This is a genomic window from Oleiagrimonas sp. C23AA, from assembly GCF_011759385.1.
Classification (GTDB): domain Bacteria; phylum Pseudomonadota; class Gammaproteobacteria; order Xanthomonadales; family Rhodanobacteraceae; genus Oleiagrimonas.
Genome location: NZ_JAARLY010000010.1, coordinates 156251 through 181461 on the forward strand (window position 1 = coordinate 156251; position 25211 = coordinate 181461).

Consider the following 25211-nt stretch of genomic DNA (forward strand, 5'->3'; position numbering starts at 1 on the left):
CGCCGCATGCGAACCAGGTGGCTTTTTGCGCCGGCCGATAACGAAACGCCCCGGAAGATCCGGGGCGAATAGTCATCCCTTGTCAGATCACTTCCTGCGCTGGGCAACCGCAGGAAGCCAAGGGAGCAAGCGTGCCTTGCGGCGAATTATTTTTTCTTGCGGCTGCGCACGCGGGACGAGCGTGATGCACGCGAAACACGCGAAGCAGCCGTGGTCTTGTCCGGATCAGCCGTGGAGGCGGCTGCCACCGGTGCTGGCGTCGCGGCCTTGTTGACGGTGGTCTTCTTCACCGCCGCCTTCTTGGCTGGCGTCTTCTTTGCCGGCGCCTTCTTGGCAGCGGTCTTTTTCACCGTCGCTTTCTTGGCTGGAGACTTCTTGGCGGCAGCTTTCTTCGCCGGTGCTTTCTTCGCCGCCGACTTGCTGGAAGCGGTCTTGCCGGCGGCCTTCTTGGTCGTGGCCTTCTTCACCGTGGACGCTTTCTTCGCGACCGGCTTGTTGGCAGCGGCCTTCTTCGCTGGCGCCTTCTTGCCGGCAGATTTCTTGGCCGTCACTTTCTTGGCAGTGGCCTTCTTGCTGGCAGGCGCTTTCTTGGCCGGACTCTTCTTGGCGGCCACACTCTTCTTGCTCGCCGCCTTCTTCGCTGTGGATGCCTTCTTCGCGACCGGCTTCTTGGCAGCGACCTTCTTCGCCGGAGCCTTCTTGGCAGCCGTGCTCTTCTTGCTGGCCTTGGCCGCGGTGGTCTTCTTGGCCGCGCTCTTGGTCGTGGCAACCTTCTTTGCGGCCGGCTTGCTGGCGGCGGTCTTGCTGGCAGTGGACTTCTTGGCCGCGGCGGTCGCCTTCTTCACCGGCGCCTTCTTGGCCGCGGACTTCTTCACCGTGGCCTTCTTTGCGGCCGGCTTCTTGGCAGCCACCTTGGTGCTGGCCTTCTTCGCGGCCGGCTTCTTGGCGGCGGTGCTGCGTGCACCGGTGGTGGCCTTGGCGGCGGTCTTCTTGGCCGCGGTGGCGGATTTGGCAGTGGTCTTCTTGGCGGTTTTTTTGGCCGCCGGTTTCTTTACGGCTTTCTTGGTCGTAGCCATGGTTCGTCTCAGCTCCTCATCAGTTGGCAGTGGCTGCCCAGTAAAAGCATGCAGGAACGCCTCGCACAGCAAATCGCTGTTGGTGGCGTGCCTCAGGTTGTTCACCTGTCGACGCGTACGCTCATCGGAAAGCAGTCGAAGCACATGCACAGGAACCGACACGGTGATCTTGCGGACCGCCCCTGCCTTCTGGCCGTGCTCAACGTAAGGCCTGATGTATTTTTTTTCCGCCATCGTTTTTTAAATCACTCCATCATTGGGCGCAAAAGCTAGACCTGTACACACGTGGTGTCAATAAATTTCGCCACACAAATTAAGGCCTTGCGAGTACTGGTAAAGGCGCTTCGCAGAAGCCTCTCACCCCAGTAAAAAGATGGCACGGAATCGCTGGAAACATGGACGTATGGACGTCCAAAAAGAAAACACAAGAGCCCGCATGAAATCATCTTAGGTATTGATGGTAAAAGCCTTTTCTCGGGGATGAATCGGCCGTTCTCGCCATGCGCTTACCGCATTCCACGACCAGGCATTCGGCAGACGGGCTTTCCACCGGCCGCCGATACACCATGCATGACAGGCCGGCAAAAGGCATCCTCATTGCACCGCGCGCTGAACGCGCGATGGTGCTGCCTACGACAAGCGCGCAAAAAAAAGCCCGGCACACGGCCGGGCTTTTTCCATCATGCGGAGAGAGTGACGTCAGTGCGCTTCGTCTTCCAGCATCTGCGCGTAGGCGGCCGGGTCGAGCATGTCATCGAGCTCGGCCTTGTTGTCGATCTTCACCTGGAAGATCCAGCCTTCACCAAAAGCGTCTTCGTTGATGGTTTCCGGCGCGTCATTGAGCGTCTCGTTGACGGCCACCACCTCGCCGGACACAGGCGAATAGACGTCCGAAGCGGCCTTCACCGACTCAACCACGGCACAGCCGTCGCCGGCATCGATGTGGGCACCCACTTCCGGCAGCTCCACATACACCAGGTCACCCAGCAGGCCCTGGGCATGCTCGGAAATGCCCACGCGTACCAGGCCGTCGTCTTCGACACGGGCCCACTCGTGGGACTTGAGAAACTTCAGGTCGCCGGGGATCTCGCTCATGGCTTTTTAGTCCTTAAACAGATGGCACGGGTTCACGGGACGTCATTCTAGACGCAAATATCGCCCCGCGAGGAGGGGTCAAATCAAATACCCGGCTGCGGCTCACCGTCGCGCACGAACGGATACTTGACGATGCGCAGTGCGAACTCGCGATTGCGAATTTGCACGCGCACATCACCGGGCTCGCCGGCCGGAATGCGCGCAAAGCCGATCGCCTTGCCCAGGGTGGGCGAGAACGCCCCGGAAAGGATCTCGCCTTCGCCGTTGGCGGTGGTCACCGTCTGTCCGTGGCGCAGCACACCCTTGTCGTCCATGACCACACCGACCATGCGGCGCGGAACGCCGTCGGCCTTCTGCTTCTCCAGGGCCGCACGACCGATGAAGTCGCGCCCTTCGTCCATGGCAATGGTCCAGCCGAGGTTGGCCTCCCATGGGGTGACATCCCCATCCATATCCTGGCCGTAAAGGTTCATGCCCGCTTCCAGGCGCAGCGTGTCGCGCGCGCCCAGACCGCACGGTGCCACGCCGGCATCGAGCAGCTTCTGCCACAGCGCGGCCGCCTGTTCGGCCGGCACGATGATCTCGAAACCATCTTCGCCGGTATAGCCGGTGCGCGCGACGAACAGGTCGGCGCCCTGGGCGGCGGCGAATTTACCCAGCGCAGCAGCCGCCTCGGCGGTGGCCGCGTCCATCACCGACAGCGCCTTTTCGCGAGCCGTGGGGCCCTGCACGGCGATCATGGCAAATTCCGGCCGCTCGCTGACGGTCACCTCAAACGCTTTGGCCTGCTCGGTGATCCATTTCAGATCCTTCTCGCGCGTAGCGGCATTGACCACCACACGGAAGAAATCCTCGGCCAGGAAATACACGATCAGGTCGTCGATGACGCCGCCGCGCTCGTTGAGCATGCAGGTGTAAAGCGCCTTGCCCGGCTTCTTGAGCTTGTCGACGTTGTTGGCCAGCAGATGGCGCAGAAACTCGCGCACGCGCTCGCCCTTCAGGTCGACCACGGTCATGTGCGAGACATCGAACATGCCGGCGTCGCGGCGCACGGCATGGTGCTCCTCGATCTGCGAGCCGTAGTTGAGCGGCATGTCCCAGCCACCAAAATCGACCATGCGCGCACCCAGCGCGCGGTGGGCTTCATTAAGGACGGTCTTGTCGGTCATGACCTTGCGAGCCTTTTGGCGTAAAAGCGCCATTATCGCGTCGGCGGCCAGCCGAAGCCAAGGCGCGCGCGCCGACTGCGCTAAATCCGCGCGGCGGGCTGAATGCGCCGGAAGGTCAGGTTGATGCGCGTGCCGCCATCGCGGCGGCTGCGCGGCACGGCATGCTGGTACAACCGCTGCGTGGCACCGGCCATACAAAGCAGGGCGCCCTCGCCCAGGCGCAGTTCCAGCTTACGGGTGTGATCGTGCCTGGCACGCAGCCGGAAACTGCGCGGCTGACCCAGGCTCAGGCTGGCGATCACCGGCTCCGGGCCCAGTTCACGCTCGTTGTCACTGTGCCAGCCCATGGCATCCTCGCCATCGCGATACAGGTTCACCAGCACACTGTTGAAAGCTTCACCGCACGTCTGGCTGACCCGATCGCGCACGGCCGCCAGCGCCGACGTCCATGGCACCGGCTCGAAACGCGCACCGGAATAGCTGTAGACGGCGTCGGCGTCGCCGACCCAGCAACTGAGCCGCGGCGCATCGATCCAGCGTCCGAATACATGCACGCGATGGCGAGACCACGGCAAGGTGTCGGTCAGTGTGCGCTGAAGCTCGCTGGCCGCGGCCGGTGCCAGCCAATGCGGCCAAAGGCGCAAGCGGGCGCCGGGCAGCGACGGACGAAGCTCTTCGCCCGACGGAAGCTCCAGTGCCTGCTGCTCCATGGCGCTGACTTTAGACCGGTTCGACCGGATAATCCGGTGCCGCGTCCAGCGTGGCGGCACACACCTGCGCCAGTTCCAGCAGGCGCAGATCCGAACCGCGCGGACCCACGAACTGCAGGCCCACCGGCAGGCCATTGGCCAACTTGCCCATCGGGATCGACACCGACGGACACGAGGCCAGGCTGGCAAAGCTGGTCAGATCGGCCTGGTTGGCCGGTACCGGACCATCGATCGGAAACGCTCCCTGTGGCGTGGTCGGCAAGACCAGAACATCCACCTGCGAAAACAGCCGGCGCATCTTCAGCGTGGCCATATCCAGCACACGATCGGCGGCAGCGTAGTCGGCGGCCGATTTTCCTGCCGCGTAGTCGAGCATGCCGCGGAAGGTCTCCGACACCGGCCTCTCGGTCTGTCTCAGATCCTCGGCAAAGGTGCCGAGCATCTCCGCTTCCATCAGCAACAGGCCGGCGCGGCGCGCGCGACCAAAATCCCAGTCGTCGAAATCGACCTGGCGGCGCTCGCCCAGTTCATACGGCAGGCCGGCCAAAGCATTCTCGAATACCTCGATCACCGCCGGTTCCACGCCGATGTCGGCGAGGTTGGGTATCAGGCCGGTACGCAGGCGACCCGGCTCCCAGTCCGGCGGCGACAGCGCCACACGGCGATGACGCGAACGCGGATCGTCGGCGTCGTAACCGGCCAGCACCTGCAGCAGCACGGTGAGGTCGTCCACGCAGCGCGCCAGGATGCCCACCGAATCCAGACGACGCGCCGCCGGCACCAGGCCACGTGCGGAAATTTCGCCATGCGTGGGTTTGAGCGCGAACACACCGCAATAGCTGGCCGGAATGCGCACCGAACCCATCGAGTCCGAACCAATCGCCGCCACGGCCAGACCCGCCGCCACCGCCGCCGCCGCGCCACCGGACGAGCCGCCGGCGACATAACCGTGCTTGTGCGGATTGTGGGTCGGACCAAAGTGCGGGTTCAGCGTGGTCGCGCCCAGCGCACCTTCGTCCATGTTGGTTTTGCCCAGCAACACGGTGCCGGCGGCGCGCAGCCGTGCCACCACGTGCGAATCGTGCTTGGCCGGGGTCTCGCGCGCCGGCAGCCCGGCGCGGGTCGGCCAACCGGCCATGTCGAAATTGTCCTTGATTGCCAGCGGTACACCGTCCAGGCGTCCGATCACGCCACCGCGACGCCGACGCTCGGCACCGTCAACCTGCTCCTGCAACAAACTGGCGCGCACATCGACAAAGGCATTGAGCGAGGGATTGAAGCGATCGATCGCCTCCTGATAGGCATCGGCCAGCGCCTGCGGCGTGGTCCGCCCAAGCGCCAGCCAGTGCAGCATCTGGCACAGGCTGGCGCGGCGTAGATCAATCGGTTCAAGCGGCGACATAGCGCTCATGCGTTCCCTTTCCTTCTTAAAGCATGACGGTCCCGATTATGCACCGGGCCGGTGTTAGCAGCCGATGAAACGCGTCAACGCGCTTGGCTCGACCATGGGTATTCATTGGTAACACAGTCGACTCATCGCGCTCACCTGGAGGTTGCGACACCTCCGGATGCTGCAGCGCATTTGCCGGGCACGACGCGAACATCGACAATCGTCGCTCTTCGGCCACGGCACGCTCACGCATGACGTGGCCATCATGCATCATCATCGGCATCAGTCAGACCGCAGGAGGAGGCCCCACGATGAGCGATCGCGACATCATGGAATACGACGTCATCACCGTGGGCGCAGGCCCGGCCGGCCTGGCCTTCGCCATGCGCCTGAAGCAGCTCAACGCCGAGCTCAACGTCTGTGTGATCGAAAAGGCCTCCACCATCGGCGCGCAAATCCTTTCCGGTGCGGTGATAGAAACAGCTCCGCTGGACGAGCTGCTGCCGAACTGGCGCGACAACCCGCCACCGATCTGCGTGCCGGCCAAGAGCGACGAGTTCTGGCAGCTCACCGGCAAGGCCGGTGCGCGCAAGCTGCCGACACCGCCGCAGATGAACAACCACGGCAACGTGATCGTCAGCCTGGGTGCCATGTGCGCGTGGCTGGCGCCGCAGGCCGAGGCACTGGGCGTGGACATCTTCCCTGGCTTTGCCGCCGCCGAAACGTTGTTCGATGACAGCGGCAAGGTCATCGGCGTGCGCATCGGCGACATGGGTGTGGCGCGCGACGGCTCGGAAAAACCCGGCTACACGCAGGGCATCGACATCCACGCCAAGCTCACCGTGTTGGCCGAAGGCTGCCGCGGGCATCTTTCCAAGCAGCTGATCAAGCGCTTCGAGCTGGACAAGAATGCCGACCCGCAGACCTATGGCATCGGCATGAAGGAGCTGTGGCAGCTGCCGGAAGGCCGTGTCGAGCCGGGCAAGATCGTGCACACGCTGGGCTGGCCGCTGGACAGCAACACCTACGGCGGCAGCTTCCTGTATCACCTGGACAAGGATCGCGTCGCCATCGGTTTTGTTGCCGGGCTGGACTACCAGGACCCGAATTTTTCGCCGTTCGAGGCCTTCCAGCAGCTCAAGCATCACCCGATGATCAAGAAGCTGCTCGAAGGCGGGCAGATCGTCTCGGCCGGCGCGCGTGCGCTGGTCGAGGGCGGCTACCAGTCGCTGCCCAAGGTGGAAATGCCGGGCGCCCTGCTGATCGGCGACAGCGCCGGCCTGCTCAACGTGCCCAAGATCAAGGGCACCCATCAGGCCATGCGTTCGGGCATGCTGGCCGCCGAGCACTTCGCCAGCCACGGCTCGTCTGCCGGCTGGGATGCAGCGCTGCGTGCCTCGCCGGTGATGGCAGAGCTCAAAAAAGTGCGCAACATCCGCCCCGGCTTCAACAAGGGCCTGAATTTCGGCATGGCCAATGCCGCCTGGGAGACGGTGACCGGTGGCAAGAGTCCCTGGACCTTGAGCAACCACGCCGACTGGAAGGCCCTGAAGAAGCTCGACGAGGTGACCTCCTCCTCGCGCGATTACGTCAATCGCGAGCTGGCGCCGCGCGACCGCCTGGCCTCGGTGTACTTTGCCGCCACCGAGCACGACGAGAACCAGCCGGTGCATCTGAAGGTGGCCGACACCAGCATCTGCATCGAGCGTTGCACGGTCGAGTACGGCAATCCCTGCACGCGATTTTGCCCGGCCAACGTCTACGAGATCGTCGACGACGAGGACGGCGCCGGCAAACGCCTGCAGATCAACGCCGCCAACTGCGTGCACTGCAAGACCTGCGACATCAAGGACCCGTACCAGATCATCGACTGGGTCACCCCCGAAGGCGGCTCGGGGCCGAACTACCAGAATCTTTAACTGACTCACAGTCACGATGATCCAACCACTTGAACGGATTTGGTCCTATCTGCGCGAGACGATCAACCGGCACGGTGGCGGATGGCGTGGCACGCATGCGGTGGCCCGACGTGCCTTTCGCGTGCTGCGCGCCATCGGATGGAAGGGCTTTGCCGACCGGCTTCGCGCCTCAAGGGCGCGTTTAATACCGCCCCCCTCCCCGCCGGAGACACTCAAACTGGCGCCTGCCACCTCAGCGGGCGCCATCACGCTTCGCGTGGGCGTCATGGCGCATATCTTCTATCCGGATTTGACCGACGAACTGGCCCACTACCTCAGCCACATTCCACAACCGTTCACTTTGCTAGTGTCGGTAGTGGATGCATTGGCAAAGCAACAGGTGACTGAGCGCCTGCAGAAACTCGATGCCGTGCAGCAGTTACACGTGCGCGTGGTCCCCAATCGCGGACGTGACTTGGCGCCTTTTTTTGTGACCTTCCGGGACGAGATACTCGCCCTGGACGCGATTTGTCACATCCATACGAAAAAATCGCTTTACACCGGCCGTGAGCAATCGCAGTGGCGTCGACACATGCTTGATGCACTGCTCGGTTCACAACAACGAGTCACAGCCCTTCTCGGTTTGCTGCAAGCCAATCCAGCCCTTGGCATGGTGTATCCCGATGGGTCTTCCTCGGTGCCGTTGTGGGCGCACACCTGGCTGAGCAACCTGACGCACGCCAGGCAACTGGGGGCGAGGCTTGGCATCGGTATCGACGCCCATTCCTACATCGATTTTCCCGCAGGCTCCATGTTTTGGGCCCGTGTTGCGGCACTACGCCCGCTGTTTGCTTTGCAACTGACGCTTGAGGACTTCCCCGAAGAAGTAGGCCAGACCGATGGCACCTTGCAGCACACCCTCGAACGCATGCTGGGCATGGTCACGCGCCACCAGGGATTGCTCACGGGAGTGCTGCCGGCCGACGGATCACTGGCACTGCAAGCAGAGGGGCTTAAGTCCTGGAGCAATTACGTCGAACAACCGCTCAAGGAAAAAATCGCCTACGCATGCATCGATGCGCGCGTTATCTCACTGGACATATTCGACACCCTCGTCCTGCGCCCATTCCTGTCCCCGTGGGGCGCCCGGGTGTATGCCGCACATCGCATCCAGGCGAAGTTCGGCATACCTCGTTTCATGGAACTTCGCGAGCGCGCTGAAGCCCTGGCACGCGCCAAAGCCGAGCAAGATGTTGATCTGGACACCATCTACGCCGCCATGGCCACGCTGCCGGAGATCAAACACGTCCCGATCGACGAACTGTATGCGTTCGAGGTTGCGCTGGAAAAACAGTTGATGCGTCCGCGCGTCGCGCTACTCGATGCTCTGGCCGCCATTCCCGCTGACAGGCGGCTGATCGCCGTGTCCGATATGTATCTCGACGCCAAAACCTTGAAAGCGATCCTGCCGACGACGGTCAGCAAACCTTTGCAGCAACTTTACGTGTCCTGCGACACGGGCTGGCGCAAAGATACCGCCGAAGCCTGGAAGCAGCTTCCCGAGAAGGAAGACCTCGCCGCCGAACAATGGCTGCATATCGGCGACAACGAACATGCCGATGTGCAACTGCCGCAACAGCTGGGCTTCATCCACCCGGTGCATGTGCTACGCCCCGCCGCGCTATTGCAAGTAGCACCTCCACTACGCCGCTTGCGCCCACCGGCGGCCGTTGAGCGACGCTGGCAAGACCAGCTGTGGCTGGGATTACTTTCCAACCGTTTCAGTGAACTTGCCGACACCCATCCGACCGCCTTCAGCGATACCCTGCGGATCGACGATGCGCAGACTCTCGGGTACGTGGTCTACGGCCCGTTGATACTTGACTACGTCGCTTGGCTCGCGCGCTTGGCACAAGACCAAGTGGACACCAACATTCTGTTCCTCAGCCGCGAAGGCGTCCTGCTGCAACGCATCTTCCGCGTGCTGCAAGAAGCCGCGCCATCTCTGGGGTCGATAAAAGCAAGCTATCTGTTGGCCTCGCGTCGCGGCACTACCACACCATCCTTGCGCGAGATGGACGATCTGCAAAGTGTGCTGCAAAGCCCGTATACCGGATCACTGGAAGGATTCTTGCGTCACCGACTCGGTGCGGCCATTGCCGACCTCGCGCGGAGCACGCTGCAAGGCCGACAGTGTGATCAGGAGATCTTCCTGCCGGACATGCGCGAACAGGTAGAGGAGATGTTACGGCCACTGTTCAAGGACATACGAAACATCGCCGACCTAGAACGGCGAGCCTATATGGCTTACTGGCGCCAGCATGCTGGCACGGGAAACGTCATCGTGGCCGACTTAGGTTACGCGGGATCGATCCAGACCAACCTGGCCCGATTGACAGGTCAAACCATCGGCGGCGCTTATTTCGCCGTGAACCAAGGCATTACACAAACACAACTCTACGCAGGCTGGGCACGCGCGCGCTTGTACGACGCGCGCACCGATGCAGCGCAGCCGGTACCGGCCATTCTGCGCCACGACCTGCTCATGGAGGCCGTGCTCACAGCGCCCGAAGGACAATTTTCTCATATGGAACTGGCCGCCGATGGGCCACGACCGGTGTATGTGGATACTGGGCCATCGCCCGCCACATGGGCGGTCATCTCACGTATTCACGACGGTGTCGAAGCGTTCGTCCGTGATGTCTGTGCAGTTACCGGCGCCGACACGATCGAATTGAGCTTTGATCGCGACCACATTCAAATACCCTTGGCCTGCTTGGCCGACGGCACCTGGCAGGCCGGTAGCTGGGCTGAACGACTCACCGTGGACGACGCCTATACCGGGCGCGGCACGGTACCGTTCGCCACGGCCTGACCACCGGCACACCAGCAGTGGTGACTAGAGCCGCTCATCGGCGCTTTGCCATGGCAAAACCTAGCTGAACAGATAAAGAGTAAACACCGTATCCGTTGGCCATGCCGATTCGGCATAGCCGCATGCTCGGGTTACCATAGATGTTTGATACATGGCGCCACACTACTGGCGCCCCCAGGTAAAGGAATCGCTGATGAAAATCCTTGTCGGCTACAAGCGCGTGGTGGATTACAACGTGCGTGTGCAGGTCAAGCCGGACGGCTCCGGCGTGGCGACCGAGGGCGTCAAGCTGTCGGCCAACCCGTTCGATGACATCGCGCTGGAAGAAGCGCTGCGCCTGCGCGAGCAGGGCGTGGCCGAGGAAGTGGTGATCGTCGGCATCGGTCCGGCCGACCTGACCGCGCACCTGCGCAACGGCCTGGCCATGGGCGCCAACCGCGCCATCCACGTCACCACCGACGCACCGCTGCAGCCGCTGACGGCGGCGCGCACCTTCCTCAAGCTGATCGAAAAGGAAGAACCCGGTCTGGTGATCCTGGGCAAGCAGGCCATCGATGACGACGCCAACCAGACCGGCCAGATGCTGGCCGCGCTCTGGGGCCGCCCGCAGGCGACCTTCGCCAGCAAGCTGTCGGTGGGCGATGGCAAGGCCACGGTCACGCGCGAAGTCGATGCCGGGCTGGAGACCATCGAAGCCGAGCTGCCGGCCGTGGTCACCACCGATCTGCGCCTGAACGAGCCGCGCTTCATCAAGCTGCCGGACATCATGAAGGCCAAGTCCAAGCCCATCGACGCCATCGACTTCGACTCGCTGGGTGTGACCTCGGGTGATCACCTTACGACCACCCACTACGCGCCGCCGCCCAAGCGCAGCAAGGGCGTGATGGTCAACGATGCGGCCGAGCTGATCGACGCACTCAAACAGAAGGGCCTGCTGTAAGCAGCCTGCCCGGCCCTGCGTGTGAACGCGCTGCAGCAGCCGCACGGCGCCCGCGCCCACCCGCAGGCCAGACTACCGAATCGAGGATAAAGCCATGAGCAAGATTCTTGTCATTGCCGAGCACCTGGACGGTGCGCTCAATCCGGCCACCGCGCGTTGCGTGGCGGCGGCCAAGGTCGTGGGTGGCGACATCGACGTACTGGTGCTGGCCGAACAGGCCGGCGAGGTGGCCAACCAGGCCGCCAAGCTGGATGGCGTCAGCCGCGTGCTGACGGTCGAGCGCGCCGAAAACGCGCACCTGCTGGCGGCCACGGCCGCGCCGCAGATCGCCAAGGCCGCCGAGGGTTACAGCCACGTCTTCGGCGCTTCGACCACCAGCGGCAAGGACCTGATGCCGCGCGTGGCCGCACTGCTGGGCGTAGCCCAGGTCAGCGACATCATGAGCGTGGAGTCGAGCCACAGCTTCACGCGCCCGATCTACGCCGGCAACGCCATCATTACCGTCGAGGCCCCGGCCGACCAGACCGTGGTCGCCACTGTGCGTACCGCCTCGTGGCCCGCCGTCGGCAACGCCGACAACGCCGCCCCGGCGGAGGCGCTGAGCGTGGACGCCGAGCTGCCCTCGCACACTCGCTTCGTGGAACTGAAGCAGGACAAGAGTGATCGCCCGGACCTGCAAAGTGCACCACGCGTGATCTCCGGCGGCCGCGGCGTCGGTTCGAAGGAAAACTTCGAGATCATCTTCAAGCTGGCCGACAAGCTCAACGCAGGCGTGGGTGCCTCGCGCGCGGCGGTGGATGCCGGCTATGTGCCCAACGACATGCAGGTGGGCCAGACCGGCAAGATCATCGCCCCCGAGCTGTACATGGCCTTCGGCATCTCCGGCGCCATCCAGCATCTGACTGGCATCAAGGACGCCGGCACCATCGTCGCCATCAACAAGGACGCCGACGCACCGATCTTCGAGATCGCCGACATCGGCCTGGTTGGTGACCTGTTCAAGGTGATCCCGGAGCTCGAGGCCGCGCTCGGGTGAGAACCCAGGTTCTGCCCCAGAGTCGTCACTGATGCGAATCCTTTGCTGGGGCACCTTCGATACCGGCAAGCCCAGAACCCGCATCCTGCTGGATGGGCTGGGCCTTGCCGGTGCCACGGTATGCCGGCATCACGCCAACATATGGCAGGGCGTGCGCGACAAATCCCAGGTCCGTGGCCTGTGGCGGCGCCTTGGTCTGGCAGTGCGCTGGCTCGGCGCCTACCCCCGGCTGGTATGGTCACTGGCCTTCGCCCCCAAGCCGGACGTGTTGCTGATCGGTTTCCCGGGGGTACTGGACGTACTGATCGCCGCCCCCATAGCGCGTCTGCGCGGCATCCCGCTGGCGTGGGACATGTTCATGTCCCTTTATGACACGGTGGTCGAAGACCGCAAGCTTTGGCGCAAGGGCAGTCTGCCAGCGCGTGTGCTGCATGCCGTGGAGGGCTTCGCGGTGCGCCGGGCGGACCTGGTGTTTCTCGACACCGCCGCCCATGCCAGACGCGTCGAACGGCTGTTCGGACTGGCCAATGGACACGCCGGCTCGGTGTGGGTCGGCACGGAAACCGGTTGCTTTACCCCGCGTACGCACGCGGCGGAGACAACAACGGAAACCGTCGATACGCCCGATGCTGAGACCCTGCGAATACTTTTCTACGGGCAGTTCATCCCTTTGCATGGCATCGAAACCATTGTCCAGGCGGCACGGATCACACGGGGCGATCGCATCCAGTGGCAACTGATCGGCACCGGCCAGGAGGCCGAAAAGATCAGGGCCATGCTCGACGAGCAGCCCCTGCCCAACGTGAGCTGGGATACATGGGTAGACTATGAAGCACTGCCCGGGCGCATCGAGCAGGCGCATGTGTGCCTGGGCATCTTCGGATGCTCGGAAAAGGCTGCCAGCGTCATTCCCAACAAGGTATTCCAGATCGTGGCCATGGGGCGCCCGCTGATCACGCGAGACTCGCCGGCCATCCGGGAACTGCTGGATGACGCATTTCCCTGCGCGCAGCTTATCCCCGCCGGGGACGCGCAGGCGCTTGCCGACGCCGCGCGTGCCATGCTCAAGGAAGGAGGCAATCAGGCAAAGCTCGATTGCCATACACGGATACAGGCAGACATCACGCCCGAGGCCATCGGTCTGCAGTGCATGTCGCTGCTTGAGCGACGCCTGCCAATGGAACATTGAACCCATGCAATACACGCCTCTCCTCGGTCCCGCGTCTCCCGAAAACGGCTGGGTTCCGGCGCCACGTTACCTGCTGCGGCGACGCCGCATTCTCAGGCAGCTGCAGCGCTTTGCACCCGGCAAAGTGCTCGAAATCGGATGCGGCGCCGGCATGCTATTGCAGGAACTGTCCAGTCGCGGCTTTGAGTGCACCGCATTGGAAACCTCCGCCCAGGCACGCCAACTCATCGAGAAGGTGGCCACAGAAACCGGGCACGACATTCACATAGCGCAAGCCCCGTCATCCTCGTGGGAGGGCACGTTCCCGCTGGTCATGGCCTTCGAGGTACTCGAGCACATCGAGCATCACCACGAGGCGCTTCGGCAGTGGGCCTCGTGGCTGGCTCCCGGCGGTACCCTGCTGATGTCGGTACCGGCGCATCCACGGCTTTGGAACGCTGCCGATGTCTGGGCCGGCCACTACCGGCGCTATACACGTGCCGGCCTGATCGAGGCCATCCAGGCTGCCGGCCTTGAGATCGAACACATCGAGTGCTTCGGCTTCCCGCTGGGCAACCTCACCGAACAGATGCAGGCACGCGGCATACGTCGCCGACTGCCCGAACGCGATCAGGACCTGGGTGACCACCAGGCCAACAGCGACCGCAGCGGCATCGAGCGCAATCACGTCTTGCGCTGGTATCCGATGATGCGCTCGCTTCCTGGACGCCTGGCGCTGCATGCGGCTTTCGCTGCGCAGGCGCTGACCTGTCGCCTGCCCCTGGGCAACGGCTATCTGCTGCGGGCACGTGTCCGATGAAAGCGCTGCTCCTGAAAGTGCTGGGGCTGGTACTGGCCATCGGCGCGGGGGTGTATTTCGTGCTTTACGCTCACCGCGCGCTGGCGGGCAAGCACCTGTCCACCTTACTGAATGGCTCCACGCTGCTGGCGCTGCTCGGCCTGATCGCGCTGTACGCACTGCTGATTCCCACCACCGTGGTGGCCTGGAAGTGGTTGCTGCGAACCATGCAACAGAGCGCGGGTTATACCCGTCTGCTGGCGATCATGGCCACGACCCAGTTCGGCAAGTATCTGCCCGGCAATGTGGCACAGCATATCGGGCGGGTCGCGCTGGCACGGCAACTGGACATCCCGCTATCGGCGCTGTTGTTCTCGATGGCCTACGAGATGCTGCTGATGCTGGTCGCCTGCTCGCACGTCAGTGCCATCACCCTGCTATGGGCGCCCCCCGGCTCGATGGCCCATTGGAGCATCATGCAGTATCGGCTGCCGCTGTTCGTGGCCGTCACCCTGGGTGCCGCCGTCGCGCTGATGCTGGCGCCGCGCATCGCCGCCTGGCTGGCGCGCTATCGCGCCAGAAAGCGTGGCGATGCCGATTACACAGCACCACAGCTCAGGCTCACCCCCGCTGCCGTACTGGGGTGCTATCTCATATACGCACTCAATTTCTGCCTGGTCGGCATCGGCCTGTGGCTGGTAGCTCATGCGCTGCTTGATGGCACCGCGCCGACACCAAGCCTGGTCTTTCTGACCGGCGCCTTTGCCAGCAGCTGGATTCTGGGCTTTCTCGCCCCAGGCGCCCCGGCCGGACTGGGTGTACGCGAGGCCATCCTCAGTGCCTGGCTGGCGGACAGGCTGCCGCCGGCGCAGATTGTACTTCTGGTGGTCGCGCTGCGCATTGCAACGACGACCGGCGACCTGCTCAATTTCACCTGGGGCAGCGCCCTGATGGCGCGGCTTCGGTTACGTGAGCACGCGACCAACTGATAGTCTTCGGCGGTTACACCGGCCGCCACCGATGCTAGAAAGGAAGCCCGAGCCTATGACCACGCCGATCTGGGAACCCAGCGCCGAGCGCGTCGATCGCGCCAACATGAGCCGCTTCATGCGCTTCGTGCGCGAACACGTCGGGCACGAGGACATCGAGTCCTACGCCTCGCTGTACGACTTCTCCATCCGCCAGATCGACAAGTTCTGGCCGCTGGTGTGGGAATTTTGTGGCATCCGCGCCTCGGGCGAATTCGAACCGGTGCTGGTCGATGGCGACAAGATGCCCGGCGCACGCTTCTATCCGGGCGTGACATTGAACTTTGCGCAGAACCTGCTGCGCTTTCGTGACGACCGCCTGGCCATCGTCTTCCGCAATGAGTGGGGCCACCGGCGCCAGTACACCTACGCCGAGCTGCACGTGGAAGTGGCACGCATGGTGCACGCGCTGAAGGGCGCGGGTGTCGGCAAGGGCGACCGCGTGGCCGGATTCATGCCCAACATGCCCGAAACCGTGATCGCCATGCTCGCCACTACCTCGCTGGGCGCGGTGTGGTCCTCGTGCTCACCGGATTTTGGCATCAATGGCGTGGTCGACCGCTTCGGCCAGATCGAGCCCAAGGTGCTGTTCTGCGCCGACGCTTACCCCTACGGCGGCAAGCGCTTCGACTGCCTGGCCAAGATCCACGGCGTGCTGGAGAAGATCCCCTCCGTTCAGCAGCTGGTGGTGGTGCCCTACGCCGAACAGACACCGGACCTTGCCGGCATACCCCAGGCCATCGCCTGGCCGGACTTTGCCGGAAGCGCCGAGCACAGCCTGGAATTCACGCCGGTCGGCTTCAACGATCCGCTCTACGTGATGTACTCATCCGGCACCACCGGTGTGCCCAAGTGCATCGTGCACGGCGTGGGCGGCACCCTGCTGCAGCATCTCAAGGAACTGGTGCTGCATACGGACCTGAAGCGCGAAGACCGCATCTTCTACTACACCACCTGCGGCTGGATGATGTGGAACTGGCTGGTCTCCAGCCTGGCCGTGGGCGCCACGCTGGTGCTGTACGACGGCTCGCCCTCCTACCCCGAGCCGCAATCGCTGTGGGACCTTGCCGATGAAGTGGGCATCAGCGTGTTCGGCACCAGTGCCAAGTGGATTGCCGCCTGCGACAAGGCCGGGGTGAAACCGCGTGAGACACACAAGCTGACGGCACTCAAGACCATTCTTTCCACCGGCTCGCCGCTGGCACCGGAAAGCTACGATTATGTCTACCAGCACGTGAAGGACCGGGTGCTGCTGGCCTCCATTTCCGGCGGCACCGACATCGTTTCGTGCTTCGCGCTGGGCAACCCGGTGTTGCCGGTCTACCGCGGCGAACTGCAATGCCGGGGCCTTGGCATGGCCGTCGAGACCCTGGATGACGACGGCAAGCCGGTGCGCGGCGAGCCGGGCGAGCTGTCGTGCCTGAAGCCGTTTCCGTCCATGCCCATCGGCTTCTGGAACGATCCCGATGGCGCGCGTTACCGCAAGGCCTACTTCGCCAAGCACCCCAACATCTGGAGCCATGGCGACCACGCCGAAATCACCCCGCACGATGGCGTGATCATTCTCGGCCGCTCCGATGCCACGCTCAATCCCGGCGGGGTGCGCATCGGCACCGCCGAGATCTACCGCCAGGTCGAGCAGGTGCCCGAGGTGATCGAGTCGGTGGCGGTGGGCCAGAAATGGAGCGACGACGAACGCGTGGTGCTGTTCGTACGCCTGCGCGACGGGCTCACACTGGACGACGACCTGCGCGAGCGCATCAAGCGCCAGATCCGTGCCAACACCACGCCGCGCCACGTGCCCGCGAAAATTCTCCAGGTCACGGACATTCCGCGCACCATCTCTGGCAAGATCAGTGAAATAGCCGTGCGCGACACCATCCACGGCAAGGTGGTAAAGAATACCGATGCACTGGCCAACCCCGACTCATTAACGCATTACGCTGAGCTCTCCGCGCAGCTGGCTGACTGATCAAGAAAAGGAACCTCATGAAGCTGATCATCCAGATTCCCTGCCTCAACGAATCGGAGACTTTGGCCATCGCACTGGCCGATCTGCCACGGACGGTGGAAGGCTTCGACACGGTCGAATATCTGATCATCGATGATGGCTCCACCGACAATACCGCCGACGTGGCCCGTGCCAATGGCGTGCACCATGTCGTGCGCCACCCGGTCAATCGCGGCCTGGCAGTTGGCTTCATGACCGGTATCGAGGCCTGCCTGAAGCTGGGTGCCGATGTCATCGTCAATACCGACGCCGACAACCAGTACTGCGGCGCGGATATTCCGGCGCTCACCGTGCCGGTACTCAAGGGCGAAGCCGACATCGCCATCGGCGCGCGGCCCATTGACCAGACCGAGCACTTCTCGTGGGTCAAGAAGAAGCTGCAGCGACTTGGCAGCTGGGCGGTGCGCGTGGCCAGTGGTACCGACGTGGTCGATGCTCCCAGCGGCTTTCGCGCGATGTCGCGCGAGGCGGCCATGCGCCTGAATGTATTCAGCGCCTACACCTACACCCTGGAAACCATCATCCAGGCCGGTCAAAGCAACCTGCGCATCGTCTCGGTACCGGTACGCACCAATGGCGACCTGCGCCCTTCACGCCTGGTCAAGAGCATTTCCAGCTATGTGAAACGCTCGCTCGGCACCATTTTCCGCGTTTTCGTGATCTACCGTCCGCTGACGCTTTTTTCCTGGATCGGCTCACTGTTCCTGCTGATCGGACTGATCACCGGCGGACGATTCCTGTACTACTTCTTCAGCGAGGGCGGCGAAGGTCATGTGCAGTCGGTGATCCTGGCCTCGCTGTGCATCACCCTGGCGATGATCATGTACATGATGGGCCTGGTGGCCGACCTGATCGCCACCAACCGCAAGCTGTTGGAAAAGGTCAACGTGAGGCTTAAGGCGCAGGCGCTGGATACGCACAAAAACGATTCCTGACCGAGACGTTTCGCGTTTCCTGCCACGCGCTCGCTCCACCGATACGACCTTTCCCTAGCACAACGGAATAGGCATGCCTGTTAGAAGCATACGCTCCACGCCCGGCAACATTGCCCTGAATTTCCTCGTCATTGCCATAGGTGGGCTGCTATTGATATGGCCCGCACTGCGCAATCAATTTCCACTGGTATTCGGCGACACAGGCACCTACCTGGTCTGCTACGAAGGCAGTCTGACCTCTATCCTGCTACCGCATGTGGATCGTCCCGACTGGTATGGCGGACTGCTTGCCTTGTTCTCGGCCAATCGCTGGCCATGGGGTGTAGTCATCGCACAGGGCCTGATCGGAGCGGCGCTGCTGCGCGCGCTGGTGTATGCCGTGGGACTGCGCCGCCCCATCCTGTTCGCGCTGTTGGCCTGCCTGGCGTGCGCCATCGCCACGCCGCTGCCGCTGTTGATCAGTACCCTGATGCCAGACGTCTGGCTTGCCTTTGGCTTTCTGGCCGGCACGGCACTGTGCTGCCGACGCACCAGTTTCTGGCCCGGTATGGCGCTGCTGTTCGTGGTGTTCGTGGCTGCTTTGGTGGGCACCTCGCACGCGGTCATTCTGGCCGGCACGTTTTTCGGACTGGCGCTGTGCCGAGTGGTGATGCCGCTGGATCTGCGTCGCCCCGTACTGGTCATGGGCGCCTGCGTGGCAGCCGTACTGGTGCTGTGCCTGGGCAACTACAAAGCGTATGGCCACTTCAGGCCCTTGGAGGGGTCGCAGATGTTCATGTTTGCGCGCTTCATACAGAACGGCAGCGTGCGGAAAGTATTACCTGAGTACTGCGCCAAGCCAGATCACGCCTCACATTCGGTGTGCCAAAACAAAGCCCAGCTCATGCGCACCAAAGAAGGGTGGGAAATTCTCTGGAGCCCGCTCGCCAAAAAACTGGATGTCTGGAACGATCCATACGGTGATATCCGGAAAATCAACCGCACCATCGAGCGCCAGCAGTGGAAGCCTTTTTTGATCAAGTCAGTAGTCAACTCGGCACGCCTGTTCGCCTGGCAGTCTGATACCGACCTGCGCAAGTTCTACCGTGGGCCGTTTCGCGAAGGCTCCGCACCCTACTACCACATAAAGCACAAATATTCGCCACGCGTATTCAAGGCCTTCAAAAGCGCACTGCAACAGTCAAATGATGTCAGCTCGCCACTGGTATCGGTGTGGCTGTGGCTGTGCTGGATCAGCGCCGTTGGTGGCCTGATCTATAGCGTCTGGCTTTTGGTACGCGGCTGGTTCTTCAAAGCCGTTGAGGCTGATGTGTGCATGCTAGCGGCGCTAGCGCTGGGCGCCAGTCTTGGCAATGCAATTGTCAGTGCCAGCCTGTCTGGCGTCGTTCTTCGATACGAGGCACGCACAAGTGCCATTGTCCTGCCGCTGATGGCAGCCTGCGCGCTACTGCAGTATTCACGCAGGCGAACTCGCCATACCATCGCGCCTGTCGAATAAACATCGGTGTCGGTTTCCCATGAACTCACTCGTTGACAGCCAGGAGGCTGTCGAACAACTACTGGCGCCAGAAAGTCGGCAGCTGTATGTGTTCTTTGGCGGCATGGCCGCAGGCATCGTGATACCACCGTTCGAGTTCTACAACAGCGCAAAAATTCTTGAGCACAACAAGATGTTTGTGCGTGATTTCGCCCAATCGTGGTACCACACGGGACTTCCCGGTATCAGCCAAGATATCCCCGGTACCGTCGCGTATCTGCGTAGGACCATCGACGCATTGGCCCCGGAACGCACCTACTTTGTCGGCAATTCGATGGGTGGTTTCGCTGCCATGCTGTTCGCCGGTCTCACCGGAGTCGGCGAGGTAATTGCCTTCGCCCCGCAGACCTTCATCTCCCCGTGGCTGCGCTGGCGGCATGGTGACCGGCGCTGGAGGGGGCGCATTGCGCGCACCTATCGTCGAAGCATGTTCAAGCCACGTGTGTGGGATTTGAAACCGCTTCTGGAAAAGCAGGCCGATCCACGACCTGTTTCGCTGTTTGTCTCAACAGATGATGAGCTGGACCACATTCATGCGACCCACCTGGCCGATACGCCAGGGGTGCAGATATTCGCGCGGCAGGGCGGCGGTCACGACATAGTAAGGACGCTGCGCGACTCCGGTGAGCTGCCCGCCATCATGGCAGGGCGGTACCGCAGCGCTTGAACAATCAGCCACCGCAAACGAGGCGCTTGAGCCAACCGTTTAAAGGTCGTGGTAACCAAACGCCTCGGCGACACCTGCACACAACGTACGGATGGCTTTCCAGTCATCGGTATCCAGTGCCTGGCGCCGGCTGGTTCGCGGGCTGGAGGCAACCAATGGTTGCGCGCGCCGCCCCGCCTGCCCGGTAAAGGAGCCGAGAAGACGCTGCAGACTTGCTTCGGGCTGGCTAACCAGATCTTCGTAGCGAACCACCGCTATGCCATGACGGCAACGCAGCAGCTCGCTGGCCAAGCACTGCCACCAGGCCGCGCGACGATACGCCGGATGCTCGATGGCAGCTACCGCCTGCAATGCCATGCGCAGGTGCTCAGGCAGATAGGGGTCGTCCAGTCCGCCGACAGGCAATGCAGTGGGGTCGCCTGCCTTCAGGTGCGCGAACGTCTGCTTCCATGATGCCAACGTATCGGCCGGGTGCCGAATGCAAGCGACAATGCGTGCATCAGGCATGGTATGCAGCAGGCCGTCCAGCCGTGCCATGTAGGCCAGTGTATTTTTGGTAGCCAGTACGAAATCCGAACCGCTCACCATGGGGTGGTAGCCTCGGACCACTTCTTGTACCGCGGTGTCTTCGGTCAGTCGCCCCTGGGCATCGAGCTTGTTTTCCACTGCGTCCCCTGCGCGAATGGCCGCGCGAAGCTCGGCATGCAGCAGCGGTACCGACCATGGCTCGGCACCGCGACGCAGGCCGTCAAACAGCACCGAGGGCTCATTGATGACGGCAAGGTTGTCCAAAGCATCCAGGCTCTGGCACAGGTAGCTGGTACCGCTGCGCGGAATACCGGTAATGATCATTTCCGGGTTCTTGCATCCGGCGCTGTGCTTTCGCCGCCATGGCCAGCGGCCCGCCGCAGCTGTGCGCCGGTGCTTTATCAGCGCATTTACACGTGCCCAGGATGCATCTGCCTTGAGCACGTCACCCAACCATGGAAACAGTACTGTCAGCTCTCGCACTTTGCCCAGCATCTGCTCACTGGCCGCCACCGCGTGGGGAATGTGGTAGTGAATCAGCGCCGGGCTACCCTGAACCGGCTTGATGTGCGCCGGATAATTCCAATGCTCGCCCAGGCAACGAGTTTCCAGGCCGAGGGAAGCCACGGCAAGAGGAAGGCCAATTTGATCCAGCCAAGGCCGCTTGGGCTGAATATCGTCCATGGCATCAATACGGCGACAGATGTCCGCCCATGAGTGCGCCAGCTCCCCGGCCCGCGTGCTGGCCACCATGCCGGCGTTGAAATACGGATACATCACGCCTTGGCTGTAAGTGCTGACCACCCTGGCCGTCGGCAGCGGAAGATCGAACCGGCTATAGAGCGTGCGCCAAAGCGCATCGCTGCCAAAGGTGGCAAGGTCAGCCGGCTTGGCCGCGAAGGGCTGCATGCCCAACACGGAAAAATCCACTGGCTGCATGCATAGCATGTCGGTATCAAGAAACACACGCAGACCCGCAGGCTCGCCGGCTCCCAGCGCCGCCAGTTTGTTGCCGATACGGTAAGCCTCATCAAGCGGGTTGCTAATCGGCTCCAGCTCGACGTTAAGCGTCTGCAGGCACTTGATGGTCTGGTCCTGCACCGTCCCCGGAACGGCAGCCACCAAGCGTAATGTCGGGTGCGCGGCCCGAAGCGACGCCGCCAACAGCAGGGCCTGGGGTTCCAGGCGGCCGGCATCACACACAAAACTGATGCTCACTTCCCCTGCATCGCCCTTCGCGTTGGCCGGGATATCCAAAACAGAACTCAAGCGCGGGCTCCCCATGCAATCGCCATCAAAGAACGGCCATTCTAGCTGAGTGGCACCGCAGTGACGGTGACCTGGCGCCACCGTAGCAAAAAGGGCCACTGGGGCCCTTTTTGCGCGTGCTGCAACACTGCCGCAGCGGTGTGCCTTGTCACCACCTGCTGCTGTCCACCGGGTGGGTGTGAAAGTCAGAGACTGGCAGTGTGCCGTAATCGATGCCTCCTGCGGCATTGCGCACCCCGCCATAGAAGGCACCCAACTGACCGGCGTAGCGGTGTGTCAGCGCATCGGTGGAGAAGTTGATCCACGCATTGGCGTTGGTGACCACCACGCCATCCATCGACAGCGGCAGCCCCGTCATGAAGTGAATGCCCGAGGCCCCCGCGGTATCTCCAGGCAACACATTGTTGAAATCACCCATCAAGCTGATGCCAGCGCTGGCAGACAACGTACCCGGCAAGGGCTCTGCATGCTCACCGCGGGCTATGGTGCCAAGATACACAAACCCGGGCCAGAAAAAGCCCATATTGCCACCCACCTTCACGTCACCTGTGGCCTGCAACACCAGGTGCGTGTTGGGTAGCGCCTGGGCCCCCGCCTGCACCGTCTGCCCGGCGTCCACATAGGCATTCACCACCTGCTGGTCCAGCGCCACGCTGCCATCCACCAACAGATTGACGCCGCTTTTTCCGTTGGAGGTGCCATGGGTTTCCCACGCCACCGGGTTCAGCGTCAATGCGAGAACTGCGTCCGGTGACGCCACGGTGATGGGAAGGTTGTTGTAGCGGAAGTTACTGGAATTGGTGTATTTGGCGTTTTTTAGCGCTCCGGTGAAATTGAACGTGAGCGCGGGGGAGTCTCCGGTCAGCACAATGGTGCCTTCGGGACCCGAAAATACATTGCTCACCGCGCTGGCGGCATCGGCGCCAAGCGTCACCGAGCCCCCTTTGATCACCCCTTGCAAAATCACATCCGGACGACCGCCATCGACCCCGGACAACTGCACAAGGCCATTACCCACCGCCTGCAGTACGGCACCGCGCGCAAGCCTTATGGCATAACCGGCATCCGCGCCGGCACCGGCGGTCACCGCCACATCGCCACCACTGGCGCTGGCCATAACCGCTACCGAGTGGCCCTTCAGTGTCATCGAGGCACGGGTTGCCAACGGCGTGGAGGTGGAAAGGGCGCCGCCGGCCTCAAGATCTACAGAACCAGTCAGCGGATGGTCCGCCGACAAGGCGGCCGCACTGCCCTGGGCACCTGTATAAACATGGCCCGCCAGGGAAAGGGCATCGTGTGCCAGCACTTGAAGGGTCATGCCCGCCGGGTTCAGGAAAAGTGAGCCGGTATTGCTGAAGCTGCCCAGACTGGTATTACCTTCCCCGTTGCGGAACCTGGAATCACTGTTGACAAATATTTGCAGCGAATCGTTCGATTGCACAGTGCCCATATTGTCAAACGCATAGTCGGCACCATCCGTATAGCCAGGCCATGTGGTATCGGAGGTTATCTGGATATCGTCAACATTAGTGATATTGCCCTTGTTGATCAGGCTGCCGTTGCGCACCAGCAACGTGGCCGCATTGGCCCCACCGCCGGCTTGTGTCAGGGTCTTGCTGTTTTGCAGGTCACCGCCCGATACCAGCACGCTGTAACCATCGCCATTGAAACCATGGATGGTGATGCTTCCGCTATTGACAACACCGCCACTGAGCGTCATCAGCGAGTAACTGTCCAAGCTGCCGCTGTTGACCAGATCACCATCGGCTACCACCAGGTCAGCCGCCACACTCAACGTCCCGGTGTTGGTCAATGAGCCACGGCCTGTTATCGGCTTCACCACCAGTGAAGACCCACTGCCGGTGGTCTGGAACGTGCCGCTATTAAGCAGCGCTCCCATTCGCGTCAAACCGGCATGACTGAAGTCACCGCGGTTATCCAGCGTGCCCGTCACCCAGCCCACATCCAAGCTGCCGGTGTTCACCAGAGTATGGTCCACCATGGCCTTTTGCACGGTAAGGCTACCGCTGCTGCTGGCGTCACCGGCGGAGCTGAAGCTGCTCACACTCGCCGCGGTGCTGCCGGAAACATCAAGCTGTGCGGTGGCAGCGTCGCTGCCATCACCTTGAGCACGCCCCGCCAGCAATGTGAGCGAGGTCGCGTCAATGGCATCCAGCGATACGTTGACCGTGGCCCCACCGGAAACAAGCACGGTACCGGCGGTCAATGTGGCGCCCTGCGCTACCGTGACATCACCGCCCCCGCCTTGATAGACCAGATGACCGCCACTGCCATCAAAATCAGCCTGGCGGTTATCGTCAAACACATGGCTGATCAGGCCAAGCTGGCCGCTCACGGTGAGGTTTGCGCCGGTGCCAACCACCACACCATTACGGTTGGCCACGAACACATCCACATCGTTACCGCTGCCATGAAGCTGCCCCAGCAGCTGTGACACATGGCCGGAGGTATCGATATTGAGCACTGCATCGTGTGCACCAGCCGCGGTTGAACCGGCAAAAGTCAGCGATGCGTCACTTCCGATATTAAACCCGGCGGGACCACTGGCATTGATCGTGGCGGACTGGCCGCCCCAGACAATGACATTATCGGTACCACTGATGGACAGCGTCTGTTCGCCCTGGCTGGCGGCGCCAACCACCACGGGGCTTCCGCCCACCTGCACACCCTGGCCCGGCAGCTGGCTGGCCGCGATATCCGAGGCGCAGGATGGAGCGCCATACCCTGCCAACATCAACCCCAGGGTGAGCGCGCTATAGGCGCCCCTACGAACATGCTTCATGACCTGCATCCTTTCGTTGTTGAGTATTCCGTTAGCGTTGGACGCACTTTGGTACCAACGTTTTCTGAAATGAATATAACGTGCATTCACCAAATTTGAATATCACCCCTTAATGCCGATCTTCCGGTTGAGTTTCGCCACTGGCGCCGCTGCCACCCAGCCAAAAAGAAAGGGGCCGCAAGGGCCCCTTTCTCCGATCGGGAGCAGCGCCTTGCAAAGGCGCCGTCCGTTTTCGCTTCTTACTTGGTGCTGTTCACCGGATGGGTGTGGAACTCCG

Annotated in this window: 18 protein-coding genes and 1 pseudogene; 11 read left to right on the top strand and 8 right to left on the bottom strand. The window is 62.4% G+C overall.

The genetic code is table 11. The features are described from left to right. Positions 1-146 precede the first annotated feature (146 nt). From HBF24_RS15720 to HBF24_RS15740, 6 genes and pseudogenes are all read right to left on the bottom strand, one after another. On the bottom strand, positions 147-1076 hold the full coding sequence (locus HBF24_RS15720) for a histone H1-like repetitive region-containing protein (protein WP_240922628.1): 930 nt from the start codon (positions 1074-1076) through the stop codon (positions 147-149). A gap of 33 nt (positions 1077-1109) precedes the next feature. Continuing rightward, a pseudogene (gene metJ, locus HBF24_RS17380) lies at positions 1110-1310 on the bottom strand (met regulon transcriptional regulator MetJ); the annotation flags it as partial. Positions 1311-1775: 465 nt separating this feature from the next. Further along, entirely contained in the window at positions 1776-2171 is a 396-nt protein-coding gene (gene gcvH / locus HBF24_RS15725; protein ID WP_167175025.1) for a glycine cleavage system protein GcvH, read from the bottom strand. An 83-nt stretch (positions 2172-2254) separates the two neighbouring features. Beyond that, positions 2255-3340 carry a glycine cleavage system aminomethyltransferase GcvT gene (gcvT, locus tag HBF24_RS15730; RefSeq protein WP_167175028.1) on the bottom strand — a complete coding sequence of 362 codons (1086 nt, stop codon included), beginning with the start codon at positions 3338-3340 and terminating at the stop codon, positions 2255-2257. 80 nt (positions 3341-3420) lie between these two features. Beyond that, positions 3421-4050 carry an alpha-ketoglutarate-dependent dioxygenase AlkB gene (locus HBF24_RS15735; protein ID WP_167175031.1) on the bottom strand — a complete coding sequence of 210 codons (630 nt, stop codon included), beginning with the start codon at positions 4048-4050 and terminating at the stop codon, positions 3421-3423. Between the two features lie 10 nt (positions 4051-4060). Beyond that, the gene (locus tag HBF24_RS15740; protein WP_167175034.1) at positions 4061-5461 is read right to left on the bottom strand and encodes an amidase; all 1401 of its coding nucleotides are present in this window, start codon (positions 5459-5461) and stop codon (positions 4061-4063) included. 290 nt (positions 5462-5751) lie between these two features. On the opposite strand from HBF24_RS15740, the gene HBF24_RS15745 reads away from it, so the two are divergent. From HBF24_RS15745 to HBF24_RS15795, 11 genes are all read left to right on the top strand, one after another. After that, complete coding sequence (locus HBF24_RS15745) at positions 5752-7359, top strand: electron transfer flavoprotein-ubiquinone oxidoreductase (protein WP_167175036.1); 1608 nt, start codon at positions 5752-5754, stop codon at positions 7357-7359. 16 nt (positions 7360-7375) lie between these two features. Then, positions 7376-10213 carry a rhamnan synthesis F family protein gene (locus HBF24_RS15750; protein ID WP_167175039.1) on the top strand — a complete coding sequence of 946 codons (2838 nt, stop codon included), beginning with the start codon at positions 7376-7378 and terminating at the stop codon, positions 10211-10213. 193 nt (positions 10214-10406) lie between these two features. Continuing rightward, the gene (locus HBF24_RS15755; RefSeq protein WP_167175042.1) at positions 10407-11153 is read left to right on the top strand and encodes an electron transfer flavoprotein subunit beta/FixA family protein; all 747 of its coding nucleotides are present in this window, start codon (positions 10407-10409) and stop codon (positions 11151-11153) included. Between the two features lie 94 nt (positions 11154-11247). Continuing rightward, positions 11248-12189 carry an electron transfer flavoprotein subunit alpha/FixB family protein gene (locus HBF24_RS15760; RefSeq protein WP_167175045.1) on the top strand — a complete coding sequence of 314 codons (942 nt, stop codon included), beginning with the start codon at positions 11248-11250 and terminating at the stop codon, positions 12187-12189. A gap of 31 nt (positions 12190-12220) precedes the next feature. Then, positions 12221-13378, top strand: coding sequence for a glycosyltransferase (locus HBF24_RS15765; RefSeq protein WP_167175048.1), 1158 nt, complete (start codon positions 12221-12223; stop codon positions 13376-13378). Between the two features lie 4 nt (positions 13379-13382). Beyond that, positions 13383-14177, top strand: coding sequence for a class I SAM-dependent methyltransferase (locus HBF24_RS15770; RefSeq protein ID WP_167175051.1), 795 nt, complete (start codon positions 13383-13385; stop codon positions 14175-14177). Next, entirely contained in the window at positions 14174-15145 is a 972-nt protein-coding gene (locus HBF24_RS15775; protein WP_167175054.1) for a lysylphosphatidylglycerol synthase domain-containing protein, read from the top strand. Before HBF24_RS15770 ends, HBF24_RS15775 begins: the two co-directional genes overlap by 4 nt. A gap of 55 nt (positions 15146-15200) precedes the next feature. Further along, the gene (locus HBF24_RS15780) at positions 15201-17156 is read left to right on the top strand and encodes an acetoacetate--CoA ligase (protein ID WP_167175057.1); all 1956 of its coding nucleotides are present in this window, start codon (positions 15201-15203) and stop codon (positions 17154-17156) included. Between the two features lie 17 nt (positions 17157-17173). Continuing rightward, positions 17174-18130 (top strand): glycosyltransferase family 2 protein, encoded by a 957-nt coding sequence (locus HBF24_RS15785; protein ID WP_167175060.1) that lies wholly within the window; start codon positions 17174-17176, stop codon positions 18128-18130. 73 nt (positions 18131-18203) lie between these two features. Continuing rightward, entirely contained in the window at positions 18204-19628 is a 1425-nt protein-coding gene (locus tag HBF24_RS15790; RefSeq protein ID WP_167175063.1) for a hypothetical protein, read from the top strand. Positions 19629-19647: 19 nt separating this feature from the next. Next, positions 19648-20334 (top strand): alpha/beta hydrolase, encoded by a 687-nt coding sequence (locus tag HBF24_RS15795; RefSeq protein ID WP_167175066.1) that lies wholly within the window; start codon positions 19648-19650, stop codon positions 20332-20334. A 39-nt stretch (positions 20335-20373) separates the two neighbouring features. Here HBF24_RS15795 and HBF24_RS15800 read toward each other — a convergent pair whose 3' ends face one another. Further along, positions 20374-22359, bottom strand: a complete 1986-nt coding sequence (locus HBF24_RS15800) for a sulfotransferase (protein WP_167175069.1) — start codon at positions 22357-22359, stop codon at positions 20374-20376. Beyond that, positions 22280-25024, bottom strand: coding sequence for a filamentous hemagglutinin N-terminal domain-containing protein (locus HBF24_RS15805; RefSeq protein WP_167175072.1), 2745 nt, complete (start codon positions 25022-25024; stop codon positions 22280-22282). Before HBF24_RS15805 ends, HBF24_RS15800 begins: the two co-directional genes overlap by 80 nt. Positions 25025-25211: the final 187 nt, after the last annotated feature.